Origin of the sequence: Pseudonocardia sp. HH130629-09, assembly GCF_001294645.1 — a bacterium.
Lineage (GTDB): Bacteria > Actinomycetota > Actinomycetes > Mycobacteriales > Pseudonocardiaceae > Pseudonocardia.
The window spans coordinates 3,516,383-3,539,485 of record NZ_CP011868.1 but is presented as its reverse complement, the minus strand read 5'-3'; the positions used below and the strand labels follow the sequence as shown (position 1 = coordinate 3,539,485).

The window sequence follows — 23,103 nt, the reverse complement described above, 5'->3', positions numbered from 1 at the left end:
GCCCCGGGCGCGTGCCCGGGGCACCCGGGTCAGTACCGCAGCTCGTCCACCGAGGGGTCGGCGGACAGCCGGGCGGCCGTCGTCGCCGGGTCGAGCACCTCGGCGGCCCGGCCGACCCCGGGCGCGACCCGGCCCGCCAGCACGTCGGTGACGGCGAGCGCGGTGAACGCGCCGGTCAGGGCGAGCGAGTCGGTGGACCGCAGCAGCGTCCGACGGGCGCCGTCGGCGTAGCGTGCCGAGGCGAGCAGCGTGATGGCCACGCCGTGCGTGGCGACGTCGGCGTCGGCGGCGGCGATGACGGCGTCGACGTGCGCCAGCGGGTCCCCCGACGCCCAGGCCAGGGCGAGGGTGTCCGGCAGCCCCGGCCCCGGGAACACCGAGTAGGACCGCAGCTGCGCCGCACCGGTGTCCGCGGCCAGCCGCTGCGCCTCGGCCGTGAGCAGCGGCACGGCGTGCACCGGACCGTCGAAGCCCGGCAGCGTCACGGCGGGCTGGACCGTCAGCGCGGCCTCGACGGGGCCGCCGTCGCGCCACAGCGCCCGGGGCAGGCCGTAGCGGGGCGGGACCGACAACAGCACGTCCGCAGCCGCGGCCGGGGTCAGCCGGTCGGCGCCACCGGCGTACAGGTCCAGCCGCCGGGCCCCCGGCGGGAGCAGGCGCGGGAGCAGGCCCGACAGCCCGGGCACCACGCCCGTGCCCAGCACGACCGAGCGGTCACCGGTCGGGAACGGGTCCAGGTCACCGGCCGGGTCGACGACGTGGGCGCCCGCGGCGAGCGCGGCCCGGACCACGGCCGGGGTGAGCCGCAGCGACGGTCCCGCGCACTGCACGACGACGTCCGCGCCGGCGCAGAACCCGGCCAGGGCCTCGGCGTCGCCCGCGTCGACGCCGACCGCCTCGGCCCCGAGCACGGCCGCCGGTGCGGCGAGCGCGCCGGCGTCGCGGGCCCCGAGCCGCAGCCGCACCCGGCCCGTCGCGGCCAGTCGCTGCGCCGCGGTCCGCCCGGTCGCACCGGAGGCGCCCAGCACGGCGACCAGCGGACGGGGGTCCTCGGCCATCAGGCCCCCCGCCCGGCCGCCGCGACCCCGGCGACCGTCGGGTCGGCGAGGAAGGCTCGCACCGGCACCGGGTGGTCGAGCTCGGCGGCGAGCCGGGCCAGCACCCGGATCGCGAGCAGCGAGTCGCCGCCCGCGGTGAAGAAGTGCACGGTGCGATCCAGGACCGGGATCTCCAGGAAGTCCTCGAACACGTCGGCCACCACCTGCTCCGCGCCGTCCGCGGGCGGTCCGGGGGCGTGCGTGCGACCGGTTCCGGGCAGTGCGCCGATGCGCAGCCCCTCCCCGGGGACCGGGTCGAGCGCCTCGGGCAGCTCCGGCACGGCGTCCCAGCCGGGCCCGTCGGCCAGCGCCGTCGCGAGCTCGACCAGCTCGGCGAACGCGGCCGTCACCTCGTCGTCGGCGAACAGCTCCGCGACCAGGGAGAACACCAGGACGAGCTGCTCGTCGATCTCGAAGCAGCGGGTCTCCAGCGCCACCTGCGGGGTGCGCAGGTGGTGGGTGTAGTCCCCGGCGCGCACCCGGCCCAGTGGTCCGGCCTCGGTCGGCAGGGGGCTGCCCATCGCGGCGTCCATCCCGATCGTGGACTGGAACACCACCGGTGCCACTGGGCGGTGGGTGCCGCGTCGGCGCCCGACCTCCCGGGCCACCTCGACGCCCGGGACGAGCATGTGCGCGGCGTGCTCGGCGAAGGTCCGCTGCACGGTCCGGGCCAGCTCGGCGAACGACGTCCCCGTCTCCGGGACCACCGGCAGCAGCATGGTGGTGGCGAAGCCGCCGATCATGCGGTGCACGTCGGGGTGCAGCGGCAGGCGTCCGGTCTGCAGCGAGTTGAGCAGCATCCGCCGGTGTCCCGCCCAGCGGGCCAGCACGACGGAGAACGCCGTGAGCAGCGCCGTCGCCGGGGTGACGTGCTGGTCGCGGCAGGCCGCGCGCAGCGCCGCCCAGCGGGCCGGGTCGAGCCGGAACTCGCGGTGCTGCATCACCGTGGGGGTGATCTCCTGCGGGTCGACGACCAGCGGCAGCGCGGGCGGGGCCGGGAGCGCGTCGATCCGCTCCCACCACCAGTCGCGGTCGGCGTTGCGGCCGCGGGTTCCGCGTAGCGCCCCGACCGCCTCGACGTAGTCGCCGGGGTCGATCTCCAGGGGGTCGAGCACCGCGTTCCAGTCCTGGGCCAGCGCCAGCAGCTCGCGGGTGAGGACCCCGGCCGACCAGCCGTCGAACAGCAGCAGGCTGAACGCGCCGTGCAGCAGACCGGCGTCGCCGGGCAGCAGCGTCAGCCGGACGTCCAGGCCGGGGCCGGAGGTCGGGTCGGGCCCGCTGACGTTCATCAGGTCCCGCAGTGCGGCGAGCCGGGTCTCGATCTCCTCCGGTGCGGCGTCGCGCAGGTCCAGCACGGTCGGGGTCGGCACCGCCCCGGGTGCCTCGACGGGCAGCACGTACTGGCGGCCGTCGGCGTCGACCCGGGCGCGCAGGCCGGGCTGGCGCCGGGCCAGCCGCTCCAGGGCGTCGGCGAGTGCCTCCGCCGCCTCGTCGCCGTCGATGCCGTCGAGGGGGTAGTCGACGTAGTAGTGCGCCGAGGCGTAGGACAGCTCCCAGCCGTCCTGCTGGCCGACGAAGTAGCCCTGCTGCAGCGGCAGCAGCGGGAACGGGGCGTGCGGATCGGCGCGACGGTGGGTGATCGACGGCAGTGACCCGGACGACGGATCACTCACCCGATCGGCGACGAGTGCGGCGATCTCGCCGACGGTGGTGTCGACCCGGACCTCGGCCAGGCCGAGCGCGACACCGAGGCGCGCCCGGATCAGCGCCGACATGCGCACCGCCAGCACCGAGTCACCGCCCAGCACGAGGAACCCGACGTCGTGGGGGATCTCGGCGGGCGGGAGGTCGAGCAGCTCGGACCAGACGGTCGTGATCTCGGTCGTGATGTCGGCGATGGGGTCGGCGGTCGGTGGGGCAGTCATGCGGATGACGGTAGACGATATTGACAATCAGACTCAATAAAGCGAGAGTCGCTGCGGCGCCGAGGAGCCCTTCGCCCTCAACACCACGCTGTTCGACCGTGACGACGTCGCCGCCGGTGACGACACCCCGGGACTGGACCGGGTGGTCGGAGACTTCACCAGCACCGTCCTGGTCGCCGTCGAGCCGCCCGACCTGCGTGGCCGGGACGACTTCGCCGCCTTCGCGGGGCGCGTCAACCGGCGGTTCTGGGCCGACCTGGAGCACCGCTCGGTGCCCGGCGTCGAGGTCACCGCGGGCACCGCCGGGCCGCGCGACCCGCGCACCGGGCTGCCCGCCCCCGCACACCCGGTGGTGTTCACCAGCGGTCTGGGGCTCACCGGGGACGGCCCGGCGGCCACGGACTGGTTGGGGGAGGAGGTCTTCGGGATCTCGCAGACCCCGCAGGTGCTGCTCGACCACATCGTCCACGACGCGGGCGGCGTGCTCCGGGTGCACTGGGACCTGCGCGCGGACACCCTGCCCACCGGGTTCGTGCCCGGGCTGCGCGACGCCCACCACAGGCTGCTGCGCCGGCTGGCCGACGAGCCGGGGGCCTGGACCGACCCCACCCTGGGGCACGACCCGTCGACGGCTCCGGCCGAGCCGGTCGGGCCGAACCCGTTCACCGAGTGCGGCCCGCTCCTCGACGACCCCTCGCGCGCCGCCGTACGGCCGGGCCGCCCCGCGCTGCTCGACGCCCGTGGCTGCGTGGCCGCCGACGTGCTCGCCGCCCGCGCGGACCGCACCGGTGCCGCGCTCGCGGGTCTGGGGGCCGGGCCGGGCGACCTGGTCGCGGTCTGCGTGGACAAGGGGATCGCGCAGGTCACCGCCCTGCTCGGGGTTCTCGCGAGCGGTGCGGGCTACGTCCCGGTCGAACCGTCGTGGCCCGCCGCACGGATCGCCTCGGTCTGTGCCCGGTCCGGCCTGCGGCACGCACTCGTCGCCCCCGGGGACGACACCACCTGGCCCGACGGGGTGCGGACCCACGTCCTCGACGCCGACGGCGTCCTCGTCGGGGGCGCCGCGACCTCGCGCCGCGCCGACCCCGGGGACCTCGCCTATGCGATCTTCACCTCAGGGTCGACCGGCACCCCGAAGGGGGTCGGGATCGCCCACCGCGCCGCCCGCACCACCCTCGACGACCTCGAGTCCCGCTACCCGCTGCGCGCGGACGACCGGGTGCTCGCCCTGTCGGCGTTCAGCTTCGACCTGTCGGTCTACGACGTCTTCTCGGTACTCGGTGTCGGCGGCGGGGTGGTGCTGCCCGACGCCGACCGGCAGCGCGACCCCGGTCACTGGCTGGAGCTGATGGCGGTCCACCGCGTGACCGTGTGGAACACCGCGCCCGCACTGCTGGAGATGCTCGTCGAGTACGCCGAGATCGAACCGGAGGCGACGCGGCGCGCGCTGGCGTCGCTGCGCCAGGTGTTCCTGTCCGCCGACTGGATCCCGGTGACCCTGCCCGACCGGCTGCGCGCGCTCGCCCCGCAGGCACGGGTGGTCGGTCTCGGCGGCGCCACCGAGGCGTCGATCTGGTCGATCTCCTACCCGGTCGACGAGGTCGACCCGGCCTGGCCGAGCATCCCCTACGGCCGTGCGCTGGGTGGCCAGAGCTTCCACGTCCTCGACCCCGACGACGGCCGGCCCTGCCCCGTGGGACGGCCCGGGGAGCTGTTCATCGGCGGCGACGGGCTCGCCGAGGGCTACGTCGGCGACCCCGACCAGACCGCCGCCCGCTTCGCCGTGCACCCGACCACCGGCACCCGCCTCTACCGGACCGGTGACCTCGGGCGGTGGCGCCCGGACGGCACCATCGAATTCCTGGGCCGCACCGACCGGCAGGTGAAGATCCGTGGTCACCGGATCGAGCTGGGGGAGCTGGAGGCGACCCTGGACCGGCTGCCCGCGGTCCGCCACGCCGTCGCCCAGGCGGTCCGCGGCCCGGACGACCGGCCCCGGCTCGTCGCGTTCGTGGTGCCCGCCGACCCGGCGACCCCGCCCGGCGACGGCGAGCTGGCGGCCGCGCTGCGCGCGGCGCTGCCGCCCTACATGGTGCCGAACCGCTTCGTCGTGCTGGCGGAGCTGCCGATCACAACCAACGGCAAGGTCGACCACGGCGCCCTGCCGAACCCGTTCGCGAACCGGTCCAGGACGTCCGGTCCGGTGTCCACGGCAGCCCCGGCCGCCTCGGCCGCGGCTCCCGTCGGGCCGTCGGCCGCGGCCTCCACGGCTCCGGTGCCCGCCCTCGCCTCCATCCCCTTGTCGCCCGCGGCTACGTCGCCCGCGCTGTCGTCGGGCGCAGCGTCGTCGACCGGAGTGGAGTCGGCCGGGACAGGGGCGGACGTGACCGCCGCGGCGGGTGGGCAGGAGCCCGCCGCCTCCGGATGGCCCGCGGTACCGCCGCAGGGCATCGAGCTGCGGCTCACCGTGGGCTGCGACGGCATCGGCCCCGTCGACGCGCTCGCCGTCGCCGCCCCGTGGGTGCAGCGGCTGCGCGCCGAGCTGCGCACCCGGGGCGCGACCGTCGCCGAGCGGACATCCGCCGAGGGGCTCGTCGAGCTCGTGGTGACGACGTCGGCCACATCGAGCGCCCCGTCGCCCGCCGTCCCCGCCGAGGCGTCCCCGGCCCCGGCCCCGGTGCCGGCGGCCCGGGCAGCGGTCCTCGCGCCCCCGCCGGCCGGACCCCCGGACCCGCTCGTCGAGCGGACCGTCGCGCGGGTGTTCAGCGACCTGCTCGGCGGACCGGTCGAGGTGACCACCCCGTTCTTCCAGCTCGGTGCGTCCTCGCTGACCCTGGTCCTGGCCCACCGGCGGCTCGTCGAGCTGGACCCGCAGCTCACCGTCGTCGACCTGTTCGCCCACCCCACCGTCCGCGACCTCGCCCGGCATCTCACCGCGACGGCGCCGACAGCGCCCGCTCCGGCCGAGGTCGCCGGGCCCCCACCGGTGGCGGACCCACCGGCCCCGCCGCCCGGTGACGGCCGCGCCGCCGCACGCCGCGCCGCCCGCGCCCGGGCCGTGGCGGTGGCCGGATGAGCGGCACGCACGAGCCCGTCGCCGTGGTCGGCATGGCGTGCCGCTTCCCCGGCGCCGACGACCTCGACGCCTTCTGGCAGCTGCTCGCCGACGGCCGTGAGGGCCTCACCCGGATCGACCCGGCCGGCGTGCCGCGCGCCCTGCGCGAGCGGCCTGGCTACGTCCCCGTCGCGGGGCTCCTCACCGACCAGGACCGCTTCGACCCGGCGCCGTTCGGGCTGACCGGGGCCGAGGCGGACCTGCTCGACCCCCAGCAGCGCCTGTTCCTCCAGACCGCATGGCACGCCCTGGACCACGCCGGTCACGGCGGCATCCGGGACGCCGGTGCGGTCGGGGTGTTCGCCGGGTCGATGCAGTCGAGCTACCTGGCCTCCAACCTCGCCGACCGGTGGGACCCCACCGGCGCGGGCCCGGACCCGCTCGGGAGTCTCGCCACCGCCATGGCGACCCAGCCGGACTACCTGCCGTTGCAGACGGCCTTCCGGCTGGGGCTGTCGGGGCCGGCCGTGGCGGTGTCCACGAGCTGCTCGACCTCGCTGGTCGCGGTGCACCTGGCCGTGCAGTCGCTGCTGAGCGGGGAGACCGACACCGCGCTCGCCGGTGGGGTGTCGCTGATCGTGCCGCAGGGTCGCGGCTATGTGCACGTGCCCGGCGGGATCTTCTCGGCCGACGGGCACGTGCGTCCCTTCGGCGCCGCGGGCAGCGGGATCGTCTACACCCAGGGCGTCGGAGTCGTGGTGCTGCGCAGGCTGTCCGACGCGCTCGCCTCCGGCGACGTGGTCCACGCCGTCGTGCACGGCACCGCGGTCAACAACGACGGCGCCGACAAGGCCGGGTTCACCGCGCCGTCGGTACGCAGCCAGGCCCGGGTCGTCGCCGAGGCGCTCGACGTCGCCGGACTCGAACCCGCGGACATCGGCCTGGCCGAGGCGCACGGCACCGCTACACCGCTCGGGGACCCGGTCGAGGTCACCGCGCTGCGCCGGGTACTCGGCGACGCCGGTGAGCCGTGCCTGCTCGGCTCGGTGAAGGGCAACATCGGCCACACCAACTCCGCGGCGGGCGTCGCGTCGCTGATCAAGGCCGTGCTGGCGGTGGCCCACCGGACGGTCCCCGCCACGCTGCACGCGGAACCGGCGAACCCGGCGCTGCGCCTGGACAGGTCCCGGTTCCGGCTCCCCGCGGTCTCCGCACCGTGGACCGGCCCCGGGCACGCCGGGGTCAGCTCGTTCGGCATCGGCGGCACCAACGCCCATGTCGTCCTCGGCCCGGCCCCGCACCGGGCGCAGGTCACCGACGACCCCCGGCCGCAGCTGCTGTGCGTGTCCGCCGCGACCGCCGAGGCCGCCCGGGCGACCGCCGCGCGGGTCGCCGCCGCCCTGACCAGCGGATCGCCCGGGACGGGTGCCGCCGACGCCGCGCACACCCTCGCCCGGGGGCGGGTCGCGCTGCCCCACCGGGTCACCGGCGTCGGGCCCGCCGCACTGGCCGCGGCCGCACCGGTCCACGCCGGCACCCCCCGCCTCGTGTTCGCCTTCCCCGGTGCCGGCAGCCCACGGCCGGGGATGGCGGCCGGGCTGCACCGCGACGAGCCGGCCTTCGCCGCCGCCTTCGACGAGGTCGCCGCGGTGCTCACCCCGCACCTGGGCACCGACGTCACCGAGGCGCTGGACCCCGACGGGCCCGCCGACCGGGTCGCCGACCCCGCGTTCGGGCTGCCCGCGCTCTTCGCGGTCGCGGTCGGCGCCGCCCGCCTGCTGCAGAGCTGGGGCGCCCACCCGGACGCGCTGGTCGGGCACAGTCTCGGCGAGTGCGTCGCCGCCACGGTGGGCGGTGCGCTCGCACTGCCCGACGCCGCACGGCTCGTCGCGGCCCGCTGCCTCGCCGCGTCCCGCGCCGCGGGCGGCGGGGCGATGCTCGCCGTCGGCCTGTCCGAGGACGAGCTCACGGCCCGGTTGCCCCGCGCGCTGGACCTCGCCGTGGTCAACGGGCCCTCGGCGTGCGTGGTGTCCGGTCCCGCGGCCGAGGTGGCCGCGTTCGCCGCTGCCCTCGCCGCCGACGGCGTCGCCCACGCCCCGCTCGCGGTGTCGGCCGCCATGCACTCCCGGGCGATGGACGCCGAGCAGGCCGGACTGGAGGCGGCACTCGTCGGACTGACCGGCGGTGCCCCGCAGATCCCGGTCGCCAGCACCGTCACCGGCCGGCTCGCCGGCGCCGAGCTGGGCACCGCGGCGCACTGGGCCGGGCAGCTGCGCCGCCCGGTGCGGTTCGCCGACGCTCTGGCGGCCGCCGTCGGGGAGGGGCCCGCCGTCGTCGTCGAGGTGGGGCCGGGGACCGCGCTGTCCCGGCTCGCCGCCGGGGCGGCCGGGGTCGTCGCGACCGTGCCGCTGCTCGACGCCGTGCCGCGTGACACCGGGACCGGCGCCTCCGGGACGGACGACACGGTGACCGGCGGCCCCGGGGGCGACGACACCGCTGCGGCCCGCGCCGCGCTGGGACGGCTGTGGGCGCACGGAGTCCCGGTCGACCCGGGAGCCCCGGCCGGGTCGGGACGACGGCGCGTCGTCCTGCCCCGGCTACGCCTTCACCCGGGCCCGGCACTGGATCGACCCGCCCGAGCCGGCCACCGGCACCGCCCCCGACGAGCCGGTGCAGATCCTCACCTGGGAGCCGGTCGCCCCGGTGACCGGACGCCCGGACGGCGGATGGACCGTGCTCGGCGACGGCCCGCTCGCCGACGCACTGCGGGAGCGGGTCGATCCCGGACCGGACGTCATCGTCGTCGGCCCGGCCCCGGGCGCGGAGCCCGCGACGGCCGTCCTCGACTTCGGGGCCCGCGCCGCCGACCGGGCCGACGACGACGCACTGCGGCTGCTGCTGGTGACCCGCGGTGGCGCCCGGATCGCCGCCGACGGTCCGGCCGACCCCGCCTCGGCCGCGCTGCGCGCGCTGCCCCGGGTCCTCGGGCGGGAACGCCCCGGCCTGGCCTGGGCCACCACCGACCTCGGGGCCGCCCCCGGCGCCGAACCCGGCAGCGACCCCGCGGCGGGCCCGGGGACCGGCCGCGAGGCCGAGCTGGTCCTGGCCGAGGCCGCCGCCCTCGCCGCCGGGGGCACCGGTGCGGTGACCGCCTGGCGCGGTGGCACCCGCTGGCGGCAGACGCTGCGCGGCTGGGACGCCGAACCGGACACCGCGGCCGCCCCCGCGCCGGGGACGGCGGTCGTCATCGGCGGCGCGGGCGCGGTCGGGCAGGTCCTCGCCCGGCACCTCGCCGCGGCCGGACACCGGGTGGTCGTCACCTCCCGCACCGGACGGGACGGCACCCGCGCCGTTGACGCCACCGACCCGGCCGCGACGACGGCCCTGCTCACCGAGCTCGCCGCCGACGGGCCGCTGTCGGTCGTCGTCCACGCGGCCGGGGTGCTCGCCGGTGCCGAGCTGGACCCGCTCCGCGAGCTCGACGCGAACCGGGTCCGTGCCCACCTCGACGCCAAGCTCGGCGGGGCCCTGGCCCTGCGCCGGGCCGTCGCGGAGCTCCCCGCCGACCGGCGCCCGGCCCGGGTGCTGCTGATGTCCTCGGTCGCGACGCTGCTCGGCGGTGTCGGCACCGGCGCCTACGCCGCGGCCAACGCCGCGCTCGCGGCCGTCACCGGGCCGGGGTGGCAGACCGTGCACTGGGACGGCTGGAGCGTCGGGACGGGCGCGACCGCGTCGGCCGCGCTCGACGCGGCCACCGGAGGCGACGCGTTCGACCGGCTGCTCGCCCTGCCCGTCGTCGACGAGCTCGCGGTGACCGCCTCGGCCCTGGCCCCACGGATCGCCGCGGCCGGGCGTCCGCGCACCGCCACCGCGGCCGCGGGCACCGCCCTGGACGGTGTCGAGGGCGAGGTCGCGGCGCTGTGGGGCGAGCTGTTCGGCACCCCGGTCACCGACCCGCAGGCCGACTTCTTCGCGCTCGGCGGGCACTCGCTGCTCGCGACGCGGATGCTCGCGGTCCTGCGCGAGCGCCACGGCGTCGCGCTCGCCCTGCGGGACCTGCTCGCCGCACCGACCGTCGCCGGGCTGGCCGCCCTGCTGACCGGGGGAACGGCCGGCCCGACGGTGCCCGACCCGGTCGCGACGGGACACGACGGCGTCGCCGCCGACGGGACGTTCCCGATGACCCGGGTCCAGCACGCCTACCTGGTCGGCCGCGACGGCGGTTACGACGACGGCGGGGTGCCCTGCTACTTCTACCTGGAGTACGACGCCGACGACCTCGACCTGCCTCGGCTGGAGGCGGCCTGGAACGTCGTCGTCGCCCGGCACCCGATGCTGCGCGCCGTCGCCACCGCCGACGGCCGCTTCCGCGTCCTCGACGACGTCCCGCACTACCGGATCCGGGTGCACGACCTCACCGGCGCCGCCCCGGAGCGGCGCGACTCGCGGCTCGCGTCGCTGCGCGAGCGGATCTCCACCCGGCCCGGGCCGCCGGACCGCTGGCCGCTGGTGACGATCCAGGCGGCCCAGCTCCCCGCGGGCCGGGTGCGGGTCCTGATCGGCGTCGACGTGCTGGTGTGCGACGCCGCGTCCTGGTGGATCGTCTCCGACGAGTGGCGGGCCGCCTACGCCGACGCCGCCGACCCCCAGGCGCCGCCGTCGCTGCCCCCACCGCCGCGCACCCACCCGGCGGCGTGCACCGCGGCGCTGGCCGCACGCGCCGCCGGGCCGGAGGGCCGCGCCGCCGCCGAGTGGTGGCGCGAACGCCCCGTCCCCGGCCCGCCCGCGCTCCCGGTCCGCGCGCCGGCGTCGGCGCAGGGACGGCCGCCGCGGTTCCGCCGCCGCGTCCACCGGATCACCCCGGACGACCACGCGGCCCTGTGCGCCCACGCCGCCCGCCACCGCGTCACCCCGACCGCGGTGCTGCTCACCGCGTTCACCGACGTGCTGGCCGAGTGGGCGGGGGCGGACGGGTTCGGTGTGCTGCTCACGCTGTTCGACCGACCGCCGGGCACCGAGGGCGTCGTCGGGGACTTCACCTCGCTGGTCCTGCACAGCACGCCGAAGACCCCACGGCCGGAGTTCGCCGAACGTGCCGCGGCCACCCAGGCCCGGCTGTTCGACGAACTCGACCACCGTGCGACCTCCGCACTCGACGTGCTGGCCGAACGGTCCGCCCGCACCGGTGCGGTGCACCGGGTGCCCGTGGTGTTCACCAGCGCCCTCGGCTTCGACGACGGCCGGTCCCTGGAGTGGCTCGGCGAGCAGGTCGCGGCGCTGTCCTCCACCCCGCAGGTGTGGCTGGACCACCAGGTCGTCGAGGTCGCGGGTGAGCTGCGGCTGCAGTGGGACGGCCCCGAGGGCGTGCTGCCCGACGACGAGCTGGACGCCGTCACCGCCCGGCACGCCGAGCGGGTCCGCCGGTTGGCCACCGACCCGGCGGCCTGGGGACCTGCCCCGACCCCGGACCCGGCCCCGGAGCCGTCCGGCCCTGCCCAGGACCCCCTCACGACCCCGACCCCGGCCCCGGGCCCGCGGGCGGCGGTGCCCGCGGTCGCGGCCGACGCGGTGATCCCGCTGCGCGGCGGGGACGACCCGGACTGGCCCGCGCTCGTGCTGGTCCACCCCTCGGGCGGGGACGTGCTCTGCTACGTCGAGCTCTCCCGGATGATCGACCGCCGGTTCGACGTGCTCGCCGTCGCCGACCCCCACCTGTCGCTCCCGGCGCCGCACCACGGCGCCCCGGAGACGGTGCCCGCCCTCGCGGCCGCCCACCTGGCGGCGCTGCGTGCGGCCGGGCGGCGCGGGCCGTGGCTGCTGGGCGGCTGGTCCATGGGCGGCACGCTCGCCCAGGAGATGGCCGTCCAGCTGACGGCGGCGGGGGAGTCCGTCCCACTCCTGGTCATGGTCGACTCCAACGACCCGGCGCACATCCGGCCGGTCCCCGGCACCGGGGCGGAGCTCGACCGGGCCGTCGCCGTCCGGCACCTGCGGGCGCTGGAGGCCTACCTCGGGGCCGACCTCGACGCCGACGGCCTCGCCGGCCCCGGGGCGCCGCCCGACCTCGTCGCGGCGGTCGCGGCCCGGCTGCGTGACCACGGCCTGCTGGGCCGGGCCGAACCGGACACGGCGGTGCTCGGACGGCTCGCGGTGATGGCCCGGCACCTGCGGGCGCTGGCCGCCCACGAGGCGCGCCGGCTCGACGCCACCGGCACCACGACCCTCCTGGTCCGGGCCGACCGGAGGGCTCCCCGCAACTCCGGCATCGGAATGGGCGTCGACGACACCCCACCCGGCGTCGGCCCCGACCTCGGCTGGTCGGCGCACCTCGCCGGCCCGCTCGCCACCGTCGGCGTCGGCGCCCACCACTACGGCGTGCTGCACCGGCCCGCCCTCCCCGACGTCGGTGCCGCGATCGACGCGGCGCTGCTCGCACTCCTGGAACGGATCGCATGAGACGACTGCTCACCGCGGGCCTGCTGGCCTGCGCCGTCCTGGCCGGCTGCGCGGGCCCGGCTCCCACCGCCGCCGGTCCGGCCGACACGGTCCGCTACGTCGCACCCGGTTCCGGCGGGACGGCCGTGGACGACCCGCACGGGATGCTGCCCGCCGAGAGCGACATCGTGCGGATGGCGCTGACCTACGACGTGCTCACCGTCCCGGGCGACGACGGCTCCCCGCAGCCCCGGCTGGCGACGTCGTGGACCCCCGACCCCACGCTGACCCGCTGGACCGTCCGGCTGCGTGACGACGCCGTGTTCAGCACCGGTGCGAAGGTCCGCGCCGCGGACGCGTTGTTCTCGCTGCGCCGGATGGCGTCGAAGTCGGCGGAGAACTTCGGCCGGATGGCGATGTTCGACCTCGCCGCCTCGCGCGCCACCGACGACACCACCCTGACCCTGGTCACCCGCGCGCCCTACGCCGAGGTCGGGACCGCCCTGATGGGCGCGACCTTCGTGGTGCCCGAGGGCAGCGGTGACTTCACCGCGGGCCTCGTCCCGGGCTCCGGGCCGTTCCGGCCGGTGCGCTCCGACGCCCAGACCACCGTGTTCGAACGCAACGACTCCTGGTGGGGACCTCGCCCGCCGAGCCGGGTGATCGAGGTCCGCGCACTGGCGGACCCGCAGGCCCGGGCCCAGGCCGTGCTCTCCGGCGAGGCCGACCTCGCCGGCAGCGTCCCGCCCACGGCCGCCGACCAGGGCGCCGCCGCCGGACTCACCGTCGTCCGCAAACCGGGGGCGACGATGTACCCGCTGGTCATGCGCACCGACACCGCGCCCTTCTCCGACCCCCGAGTCCGCGAGGCGGTCCGGCTCGGCGTCGACCGGCCCCAGCTGCTCGACGCCGTGTTCGGCGGCAAGGGCGTGCTCGGCAACGACCTGATCACCCCCACCGACCCGAGCAGCCCGCGCGACCTCCCGCAGACCGAGCGCGACGTGCCCCGCGCCCGCGCGCTGATGGCACAGGCCGGCCTGGCCGGCGGTGTCGACGTCACGCTGCACACCACGACCGCCTACCCGGGCATGGACACCGCGGCGACGCTGCTGTCCCAGCAGCTCGCCGAGATCGGTGTGCGGGCGCGCATCGAGGTCGGCCCGCCGGACACCTACTTCAGCTCGGTCTACGGCACCGAGCCGTTCTACGTCAGCTTCCTCGGCGGCATTCCCTTCCTCGACGTCGTGCGGGTGGCGCTGACCCCCGGCTCACCGACCAACGAGACCGCCTGGGCCGACCCGTCGTGGAACGCCCAGCTCGCGGCGGCGCTGGCCGAGCCGGACACCGCGAAGCGCCGCGCCGGGCTCGGCGCCCTGCAGACCCGCCTGCGCGACGAGGGCGGCTACGTCGTGTGGGGCGTCGGCGACCGCCTCGACCTCGCCGCGCCCGGGGTGACCGGGGTGTCCCCGGCGATCGGGTTCGGCGCCGGCTTCCTCGACCGGGTGCACCGCGACCGATGACCGACGTCCGACCCGGCGATGTCCGGCCCGGCGGCGTCCGCCCCGGCAGGGCGCCGGGCCGCCGGCGGGCCGTGGCCCGTGCGGCGGTCCGTGCCGTCCTGCGGGCCGCCGGGTTGCTCGCCGGGTCCGCGGTGGTGGTCTCTGCCGCCACCGCGCTCCTGCCCGCCGACGCCGTCGCGGTCCGGGCGGGCGGCCGGGCCGACCCGGCCGCGCTCGCCCAGATGCGGGCCGCGGCCGGACTGGACCGGCTGTGGCCCGCCCGGTTCCTGAGCTGGGCCGGCGGCCTGCTCACCGGGGACCCCGGACGGTCGCTGGTCAGCGGCCGTCCGGTCGCCGATCTCGTCGCCGCACGGGCCGGGACCACCGCCGTGCTGGTGGTCGCGGCCCTGGTCGTGGCCGTGCCGCTCGCCGCGCTGCTCGCCCGCCGGCGCGGCGCCGTCGTCACCGCCATCGGCTCCGCGGTGCCGCCGGTCGTGGTCGCCGTCGGACTCGCGACGCTGCTGTCCGGAATCCTGCGCTGGGTCCCGCCGGTGTCGTTGCTGCCGCCCGGCGAGCCCGCGTGGACCCGGCCCGACCTGCTCGTCCTGCCCGTCCTCGCGCTCGCACTGCCCTCGGCCGCGTTCGCCGCGGGCCAGCTGCGCGGGGTCGTCGAGGACGTCGTGGCCCGGCCGTTCGTGCGCGACGCCGTGCTGCGCGGGGTCCCCGGTCCCGTCGTGGCACTGCGCTACGCCGGTCCGTTCGTCGCCGCCCCCGCGCTGCGCGTGCTCGCGGTGACCGCGGGCTCGCTGGTCGCGGGCAGCACCGTCGTCGAGACGCTGTTCGGGGTCGCCGGGCTCGGCGAGCTGCTCGTGGGCGCCGTCGCCACCCGCGACCTGCCGGTCGTCTCGGCGGTGGCGCTGCTCGCCGCGGCCGTGGTGGTCGCGGGGATGCTGGTCGCCGATCTCGTCGCCGCCGCGGTGGACCGCCGGTGAGGCGCGCCGTGCTCCTGCCCGGCGGGCTGCTGCTCGGCCTGCTGGTCGCACTGCCGCTCGCGGGTCCGTGGGCCGGGCGCGACCCGCTGCGCGTCGTCGCCGCTCCGTGGTCCCCACCGCGCCCCGGCCTGCCGTGGGGCGCCGACGTCCTGGGCCGCGACGTGCTCGCCCGGGTGCTCGCCGGCGGTACCGGACCGGTCACGACGGCGCTCGTCGCCGCGCTGCTCGCCACGGCGATCGGCACCGCAGGGGGGCTGTGGGTGGGGTGGACCGGCGGGCGCCGCGCGTGGGTCGCCACCGCGCTGAGCGACGTGCTGGTCGCGGTGCCGTTGCTGCTGCTCGTCCTGGTCGCCGCGGTGACGGTGCCCGGGCCGGCCGCGGTGGTCCTCGGGACCGTCGTCGGCGGCGCGCCGCTCACCGTCCGGATCGTCGCCGACGCCACCGCCCGGGCCCGCACCGCGGGCCACGTCGAGGCGGCACTGGTCCACGGCGAACGCCCGGTCGCGGTGCTGCTGCGCGAGGTGCTGCCCGCGCACGCGCCCCTGGTCGCCGCCGACCTCGCCGGTCGCGCCGTGCTCGCGCTGCAGCTCGCCGCGGCCACCTCCGTGCTCGGGTTCGGCCCGCCGCCCCCGGCGCCGGACTGGGCGGTGATGCTGCGGGAGAATCTGCCAGGGCTGACGGTGAACCCGGCCGCGGTGCTCGCCCCGGCCGTCGCGCTCGGTGCGGCCGCGATCGTGCCGGCCGTCGTGTCGCTGTGGCTCGTGCCCGCCGGGACCGGCACGACCCGGGTTCCCGGCGGACCGGTGCCGCCCGGCCCCGGACTCACGGTGCGCGGGCTGCGCGTCCTCGACGCCGACGGGCGCGTGGTGCTCGACGGCCCGGACCTCGACGCGCGCCCCGGCGAGGTCGTCGCCGTCGTCGGCTCCTCGGGGAGCGGCAAGACCACGCTGCTGCACGCGGTCCTGGGCACCCTGCCGGCGGGCCTGCGCGCCGTCTCCGGCGGGGTCGACTGGGACGGCGCCCCGCTGCCCCGGGGACGCCGCTGGCGACGACGCACACTCGGGCTGCTCGGGCAGGACCCGGCGCTGCACCCGCTGCGCGACGCCCGGGCGCAGGTGCCCGTCGCCGACCCGGACGCGGCGCTGCGCGCGGTCGGCCTCGACCCGGCGGCCGTCGGGGGGCTGCGGCCCGACCGGCTCTCCGGGGGCCAGGCTCGCCGGGTCGCGCTCGCCAGGGCGCTGACCGGCGACCCCGCCCTGCTCGTGCTCGACGAGCCCACCGCGGGGCTCGACCCGGCGGCGACCGCCGTCGTCACCGCCGTGCTGCGGGCCCGCGGCGGCGTCACCCTCGTCGTCACCCACGACCCGGCCGTCGTCGCGGTCGCCGACCGGGTCGTGCGAGTGGGGGCGCCCGTGCCGCGGCCGGACCCGGCCGGGCCGTCGCCGTCGCCGACCGCGGCACCGGTCCTGCAGGCGCGACGGGTCAGCACGGCCGCCCCCGGCGCCGCCGCGGACGTGGACGTGAACGTGCGGACCGGCGGGCTGACCGTGGTCACCGGGCCGTCGGGCTGCGGCAAGACCACCCTGCTCCGGGCACTGGCGGGTCTGCGGCCGGTCACCGCGGGCACCTTGGTGCTGGCCGGCGCCGCCACGCCGTGGCCGGTACGCGGCCGCACCCCGGGCATCGTCGCGCTGGTCGGCCAGCACCCCGCCCACGAGCTCAACCCGGCCCGTACGGCCGGGGCCGCCGTCGCCCGCCCGCTGCGCCGGCTGCACGGGCTGTCCGCCGCCGACGCCCGCGCCGAGGCGGTCCGACTGCTGGGCACGGTCGGCCTGCCGCCCGAGGTCGCCCGACGGCGGCCGTCGGCACTGTCGGGCGGGCAGCGGCAACGGGTCGCACTGGCCAGGGCGCTGGCCGTGCGCCCCACGGTGCTGCTCGCCGACGAGCCCACCTCCGCGCTGGACGCGGCGACCGCCGGCGCCGTCCTCGACCTGCTCGACGCCGCCCGCGCCGACGGCACCGCCGTGCTCGCCACCACCCACGACCGCGCGCTCGCCGAGCGCGCCGACCACGTCGTCGACCTCACGCCCACCAACCCCGACCCCGTCACAGGACCGAGAGGAACCGCCCGGTGCGCACCGAACCCACCGCCGACCCGACCCACCCCTGGATCGCGCGCATCACCCGGGGCGAGGACCTGACCCGGGTCGTCGTCGACCCGGCCGCGCTCGTCCCGCCGGACGGCGCCCTCGTCGTCGAGCACCGCGAGCACTGGACCGAGGTCTACGACTGGACCTACTCCGACCCGTCCCCGCTGGCCGGGTGGCGGGCCTCGGGGACCGGCGTGCCGCTGCCCGCCGCGCACATGGGGGAGTGGGCCGACCGCACGGCCGAGCTCGTGCTCGCCGCACGTCCGCGCCGGGTGCTGGAGCTGGGCTGCGGCACCGGGATGCTGCTGGAACGGATCGCCCCGCACGTCGACGCCTACGTGGGCACCGACATCGCGGGCGACGTCGTCGACCGGCACCGTGCCGCCGCCCGGCCCGGGGTGACGGTCGCGCGGGCCGCCGCACACGAGGCCCGGTCCGCCGCCGTGGCGGACGCCCTCGGCGGGCGGGCACCGGACTGCGTGGTGATCAACTCCGTGACGCAGTGCTTCCCCGACGTGTCCTACCTGACCGAGGTGCTCCGCACCGCGACCGCGGTCGTCGCGGCCGGGGGAACGGTCGTCGTCGGCGACGTGCGGCACGCGGGTCTGCACCTGCGGCACTGGCGGGAGACCGTCGCCGCCACCGAACCCGCCCTCGACGACGATGCCCTGGCACGCACCGTCGCCGAACGCGCCGCCGCGGACCGCGAGCTGCTGGTCGACCCCGCCGCCCTCGTCACCGCCGCGCTGGCGGGCGGGTGCCGGATCGCCGCCGCCGTGCACGCCAAGACCCTCACCGACGACACCGAGCTGTCGCGCCACCGGTTCGACGTCGTCCTGCACGTCGACGCGGCCCCCGGCCCGGTCCCGCGGGTCCTGGACTGGACCGGCGACCCGCTGGCCGGACCGGAGCCGGTCCTGCTGCGCGGCATCCCCAACGCGCTGCTGAGGCCCGGCCCGCACGCGGTCACCGCGGCCCGGCTGCGCGCCGACCTCGCCGGTCACGACGCCGCCGTGCTGCTCGACCCGGACGACCCCGAGCTGCTGGCGGTCGCCCGGCCCGCCGCCGCCGGCGTCCGCCCCGGCGAGGCGCTCGCCGGCCCCGGCCGGGCCCACGAGCCGCTCCCCGCGTTCGTGCGGAGCCGGGTCGGCCCGCTCGCGCGGCGTCTCGCCGGCACCGACGCCACGGTCGTGCTGCCCCTCGTCGGGCCCGACGACGTCGCGGCGGCCGACGCCGCGGGCGGGGCCGCGCTGCCCGACGGTGCCCCGGCGGGGACCGCGGGGCCCGCTGACGCGGTCGCCCGGCTCGACGCCGTCGCGCTGCACGCCATGGCCCGGGTGCTCGACGCGGGGGACCCGGAGGTCGCCCCGCGGCACGCGTGGCTGGTGCGGCGGTGGCGGGCCGAGCTCGCCACGCACGGCGACCCCGGGCCGCAGCCGGACGCCGCGCTGCACGCGGCCTGCACCGACCTGGGCTACCCGCCCGCGATGGTCGAGTTCTTCGCCGCGGCCATGGCCCACCTGCCCGAGCTGCTGCGCGACGAGGTGCCGCTGCAGGCGCTGCTGTTCCCCGACGGCGAGATCGCGACCGCCCTGGCGAGCTACCAGGACAACACGATCAACACCTACCTCAACGGGGCGCTGGCCCACCTCGCCGCGACCGTCGCACGGACCCGGGCGGAGCCGTTGCGTGTGCTGGAGCTGGGCGGCGGCGTCGGCGGCAGCACCCGCGCCGTCCTCGACGGGCTGGGGGAGGCGCCGGTCGACTACCTGTTCACCGACGTCTCGCGGTTCTTCCTCGACCTGGCCGCGACCCGGTTCCCCGGGGTGCGGACCGCGCTGCTCGACGTCACCACCGACCTTGCCGCCCACGACGGCCGCCACGACCTCGTCGTCGCGGCGAACGTCCTGCACAACGCCGTCGACGTCCGCGCGACGCTCGCCGCCGTCCGCGGGGTGCTGGCTCCCGGCGGGGTGCTGGCCCTGGTCGAGTCGACCCGGGAGCACCGGCCGGCGCTGGTGTCGATGCAGTTCCTCATGTCCGCACGCCCGGGGACGGCCGCCGCCGGCAGCGCGGACCTGCGCGCCGGCACCGACCGGATCTTCCTCACCGAGCGGCAGTGGTGGACCGAGCTCGCCGCCGCCGGCCTGCGGCCGGTCGCCGCGCTGCCCGGCCCCACCGACCCGCTCCGGGCGCTGGGGCAGCAGCTGCTGGTGGCGACATAACCGCCCCCACGTGGGTGGCCGGAGGGCCCGTCCCGACCGCCGACGGGCCCTCCGGTGCCGGACCGGTCCCGGTCAGACCAGGCCGAGCAGCCGCACGTCGGCGGCGTACTTCTCGATCAGCGCCCGGTCCAGGTGCGGGATGTCGGTCCAGCCGCCCGGCCGGGCGGCCTGCACCGCGGCCCGGAACGCCGCCGTCGGCGCCGCGCTGCCGGGCACCGCGTCGGCCGGCTTGTCGTAGGAGCGCAGCACCGGCAGCAGGGAGTGCTTGCGCTGCTGCTCGGGCCGCCCGCGCAGTGCGGTCTCGACCCGGTCGCGCCACTCCACGTAGTCGTCGAGACGGGTGATGGTGTGGCCCGACTCCACCAGCCAGTCGACGAAGGTGTCGAGCGAGATGCCGTCGTCGTGCGGGTTGAACAGGTGGAAGGTGCGGAACCCAGCCGAGCCGGCGGTGCCGATCCCGTCGACGGCGGCGGCGCTGAAGTCGACCGGCAGCCCGTCGTAGTGCGCGCGGGCCCGGCCGCCGTCGGGGCCCGGCTCGTAGAACGACGCCGGGGCCAGCCCGGTCGCGAGCAGGGTGACGATCAGCCGAGTGAAGACGTCCGGCACGTTGAGCTGCCCGGCCCAGCGGGTGTGGGCCAGGATCATGTCCGACCGGAACACCGTGACCGGCAGCCCGCACAGGTCGTGCGCCTCGCGCAGCAGCACCTCGCCGGCCCACTTGCTCATGGCGTAGCCGTTGGCGTACCCGTCGTGGACGTGGCGGACCGCGCTCATCTCGCGGATGTCGGTCTCCTCGGCGAACGAGCCCGCCGGGATCTGGTCGGCGACGCCGATCGTCGACAGGTACACCACCGGCTTGAGCCGGGTGGTGAGCGCGAGGCGCACGACCTCCGCGGTGCCGACGACGTTCGGGCCGAACAGCTGGCCGTAGGGCAGCACGTGGTTGACCAGTGCACCGGAGTGCAGCACGACGTCGACCTCGGACGTGAGCCGCTCCCAGGTCGCCTCGTCGAGTCCGAGCCGCGGCGAGCCGAGGTCGCCCGCGAGGACCTCCAGGTGCTCCTCGGCGAGCGCGCGGTAGTGACGCAGCAGCTCCGGGTCGCCGGAGTCGAAGGTCTCGTCGAGCCGGCGGCGGGCGGCGGCGTCGTCGGAACCGCGGACCACGCAGACCACGGTGCCGCCGGTGCGCGCGGCCTGTTCGAGCCGGTCCAGGCACATGAAGCGGCCGAGGAAGCCGGTGGCCCCGGTGAGCAGCACGGTCCGCGTCTCGCCCGCTGCCGGCGCGGGCAGCCCGGGGGCGGCGGCGAGGGTGGCGGGGTCGAGGAAGGCGTCGAGGCGCAGGTGCTCCGCCCGGATCTCGACGGCGTCGGGTCCGTGCACGCTCGCCGGGGTCGGGACGGCGTCGCCGTCGCGCAGCCGCTCGATGTGCGCGGCGACCGACCGCAGGTCACCGGCCGGGTTGATGACGACGCCGACCGGGACCTCGACGCCGAACACGTCGTGCAGCAGGTTCGAGAAGCTCAGCGCCGACAGCGAGTCGCCGCCCAGGTCGAGGAACGTCGCGTCCGGCGTGACCTCGGTGCTGGAGGCGCCGAGCATCGCCCGGGCGGCGCGGATCACCGTCTCCTGCACCGGCTGGTCGGCACCACTCGCCCGCAGCGCGGCCAGCTCGTCGTTCTCGGCGCGCGCCAGCTCGGCGTAGAGCTGGTCGAGCCGCTCGCCGTAGCGCTCGCGCAGCCGCGGGCGCAGCAGCTTGCGGATGTCGGAGAGCAGGCCGTTGGCCATGCTGAACGGTTCCGGCTCGACGATCAGGTCGCGCGGGATCTCGTACGGTTCGAGGCCGGCACGGCGCGCGGTGAGCTGCACCGCCGCGGTCAGCTCGCCGTGCAGCTCCTGCGGGTCGGAGACGCGGTCGAGCAGGTCCTGCGACGGGACGACGACGGCGAGCAGGTAGGGCCGGTCGCTGTTGCCGTGTACGAAGACCTGCCGGATCGCCGGGTCGTGGGTGAGGGCTGCCTCCACCTTGGACAGGGCGACGAACTCGCCCTGGGAGAGCTTCTGCACGTTGTTGCGACGGTCGACGTAGACGAGCCGGTCCGGCCCGACCTGGGCCATGATGTCGCCGGTGCGGTAGTAGCCGTCGTCGTCGAAGACCGAGGAGGTGACCTCGGGGCGGTGGTAGTAGCCGGGGAAGATGTCGTCGGTCCGCACAAGGAGCTCACCGCGCGGGTGCGGGTGGTCGTCGGTGTGGTAGCCGAGCTCGGGGACGTCGACCAGCTTCCAGGCGGTCACCGGCGGGGACTGGACGACGCCGTCGATGAGCACGACCCCGCACTCGGTGGAGCCGTAGCCCTCGTGCAGCGGCACGCCGAGCACGGCCTGGGCGAACTCCTTCATCTCCGGGGAGATGGGGGCGCTGCCGACGAGTGCGCGCAGGATCCGGCCGCCGAGCACCCGCTCGCGCAGGTCGTCGAGGACGGCCCGTTCGGCGGCGGCCGGGTCCCCGCCGTCACCGGAACGCGCGTGGAGCTCGGACTGGAAGAGTTGGAACAGCATGTCGAAGATCCGCGGCACCACGTGGAACTCGGTCGGCCGGGCGAGCGCGAGATCCTCGAACAGGGTCGACAGGTCCGACCGGGCGACGAAGTACGCGATGCCACCGGAGCCGAGCGTGCTCAGCAGCACCGTCCGACCCATCATGTGGCTGAGCGGCATGAAGTTCAGGCTGATCGTCGGTCGGGTGGCGGGCAGGCTCATCGCGTGGCCGCTCCAGGCGCGCCACTGGGCCCGCTGCGGGTACATCGCCCCCTTCGGGGCGCCGGTGCTGCCGGAGGTGTAGATCAGGACCGCGAGGGGGTCGTCGTCGCCGTCGGGGGAGTGCAGCGGGGCGAGCGGGAGCTGCGCCGCGCCGTCCAGGACCTCGTCGAGGGTCTGCACCGTGGGCAGCGCGACGGCGGCCTCGGCGAGGGTCTCGCGCTCGTCGTCGATCTCGGGGTGGTGGTCGAACACGACCAGGCGCGGGGTCCGCTCGGCGGCACGGGCCAGCTCGACGGCCTTGCCCAGGTACTCCTGGCTCGTGGCGAGCACGACCGGTGCGGTCTCGTCGACGATCGCCTGCAGCTGCGGCAGCGCCGAGCTGGGCTGCAGGGGCACCGCGACGGCGCCGAGGGCGACGACGGCGAGGTCCACCGTCGCGTACTCGGTGCTGGTGAACCCGATCGTCGCGACGAACTCGCCCGGCCGGACACCGGCGGCCGCCCAGGCGGTGGCGAGCCGGCGGGCCCGCTCCCAGGCCTGCGCGTAGCTGAGGGTGGAGAAGCTGGGCAGCAGCCGCAGGGCCGTCCGGCCGGTCGCGGGATCGGTGTAGGGCTCGGTGTCGCGCTGGGCGAGGGCGGGCCGGTCGCCGTAGCCGGTCATGATGCGGTCGACCGCGGCGGCGAGACCGGGTCCCGCCTCGAGTGCGGCCGCGCGGACGGTTTCGTCGCGCCTCGCGGCCCGGTACTGCGGATCGTTCTCGTCGAGGTCCGCCGCCAGGCGCTCGGCCCGGGCCTCCGGATCGGTGACGTTCACTCAGGCACCCACTTCCTCGTCCGTTCGCGTCCTCCGGCCCGTCCGGGAGGGACGGCCACCGGGGGGGTAGCGTTCCTAAGTGTTACTCCGCGAAACGGCCTTGGGCCATGTGATCGTCGTCGCGATGTACTTGCGCGACAAAAGCATTCGTGGTT

General features: G+C 77.3%; 10 protein-coding genes. 7 read left to right on the top strand and 3 right to left on the bottom strand.

What is annotated here, in order from left to right; translation table 11 throughout:
• Positions 1–29: 29 nt before the first annotated feature.
• Together XF36_RS16135 and XF36_RS16130 are read right to left on the bottom strand one after the other, a co-directional pair.
• Positions 30–1,058 (bottom strand): saccharopine dehydrogenase NADP-binding domain-containing protein, encoded by a 1,029-nt coding sequence (locus XF36_RS16135; RefSeq protein WP_060712627.1) that lies wholly within the window; start codon positions 1,056–1,058, stop codon positions 30–32.
• A complete protein-coding gene (locus XF36_RS16130; protein ID WP_060712626.1) occupies positions 1,058–3,022 on the bottom strand; it encodes a phosphopantetheine-binding protein in 1,965 nt (654 codons plus the stop codon). Before XF36_RS16130 ends, XF36_RS16135 begins: the two co-directional genes overlap by 1 nt.
• A gap of 142 nt (positions 3,023–3,164) precedes the next feature.
• On the opposite strand from XF36_RS16130, the gene XF36_RS16125 reads away from it, so the two are divergent.
• The 7 genes from XF36_RS16125 to XF36_RS16100 are packed head-to-tail and all read left to right on the top strand — an operon-like array spanning position 3,165 to position 19,378.
• On the top strand, positions 3,165–6,098 hold the full coding sequence (locus tag XF36_RS16125; RefSeq protein ID WP_060712625.1) for an amino acid adenylation domain-containing protein: 2,934 nt from the start codon (positions 3,165–3,167) through the stop codon (positions 6,096–6,098).
• The gene (locus XF36_RS34195; RefSeq protein WP_145981385.1) at positions 6,095–9,433 is read left to right on the top strand and encodes a type I polyketide synthase; all 3,339 of its coding nucleotides are present in this window, start codon (positions 6,095–6,097) and stop codon (positions 9,431–9,433) included. The genes XF36_RS16125 and XF36_RS34195 overlap by 4 nt, the downstream gene beginning before the upstream one ends.
• The gene (locus XF36_RS31645) at positions 9,324–12,533 is read left to right on the top strand and encodes an SDR family NAD(P)-dependent oxidoreductase (protein WP_238589337.1); all 3,210 of its coding nucleotides are present in this window, start codon (positions 9,324–9,326) and stop codon (positions 12,531–12,533) included. The genes XF36_RS34195 and XF36_RS31645 overlap by 110 nt, the downstream gene beginning before the upstream one ends.
• Complete coding sequence (locus XF36_RS16115) at positions 12,530–14,032, top strand: ABC transporter substrate-binding protein (protein ID WP_060712623.1); 1,503 nt, start codon at positions 12,530–12,532, stop codon at positions 14,030–14,032. Before XF36_RS31645 ends, XF36_RS16115 begins: the two co-directional genes overlap by 4 nt.
• The gene (locus XF36_RS16110; RefSeq protein ID WP_082375457.1) at positions 14,029–15,003 is read left to right on the top strand and encodes an ABC transporter permease subunit; all 975 of its coding nucleotides are present in this window, start codon (positions 14,029–14,031) and stop codon (positions 15,001–15,003) included. The genes XF36_RS16115 and XF36_RS16110 overlap by 4 nt, the downstream gene beginning before the upstream one ends.
• Positions 15,000–17,204 carry an ATP-binding cassette domain-containing protein gene (locus tag XF36_RS29535; protein WP_202968407.1) on the top strand — a complete coding sequence of 735 codons (2,205 nt, stop codon included), beginning with the start codon at positions 15,000–15,002 and terminating at the stop codon, positions 17,202–17,204. The genes XF36_RS16110 and XF36_RS29535 overlap by 4 nt, the downstream gene beginning before the upstream one ends.
• Positions 17,135–19,378 (top strand): class I SAM-dependent methyltransferase, encoded by a 2,244-nt coding sequence (locus tag XF36_RS16100; protein ID WP_060712622.1) that lies wholly within the window; start codon positions 17,135–17,137, stop codon positions 19,376–19,378. Before XF36_RS29535 ends, XF36_RS16100 begins: the two co-directional genes overlap by 70 nt.
• 72 nt (positions 19,379–19,450) lie before the next feature.
• Here the strand turns inward: XF36_RS16100 and car are convergent, their stop codons facing one another.
• Positions 19,451–22,948: a carboxylic acid reductase gene (car, locus tag XF36_RS16095; RefSeq protein ID WP_060712621.1), complete on the bottom strand. Its 3,498-nt coding sequence runs from the start codon at positions 22,946–22,948 to the stop codon at positions 19,451–19,453.
• Positions 22,949–23,103: the final 155 nt, after the last annotated feature.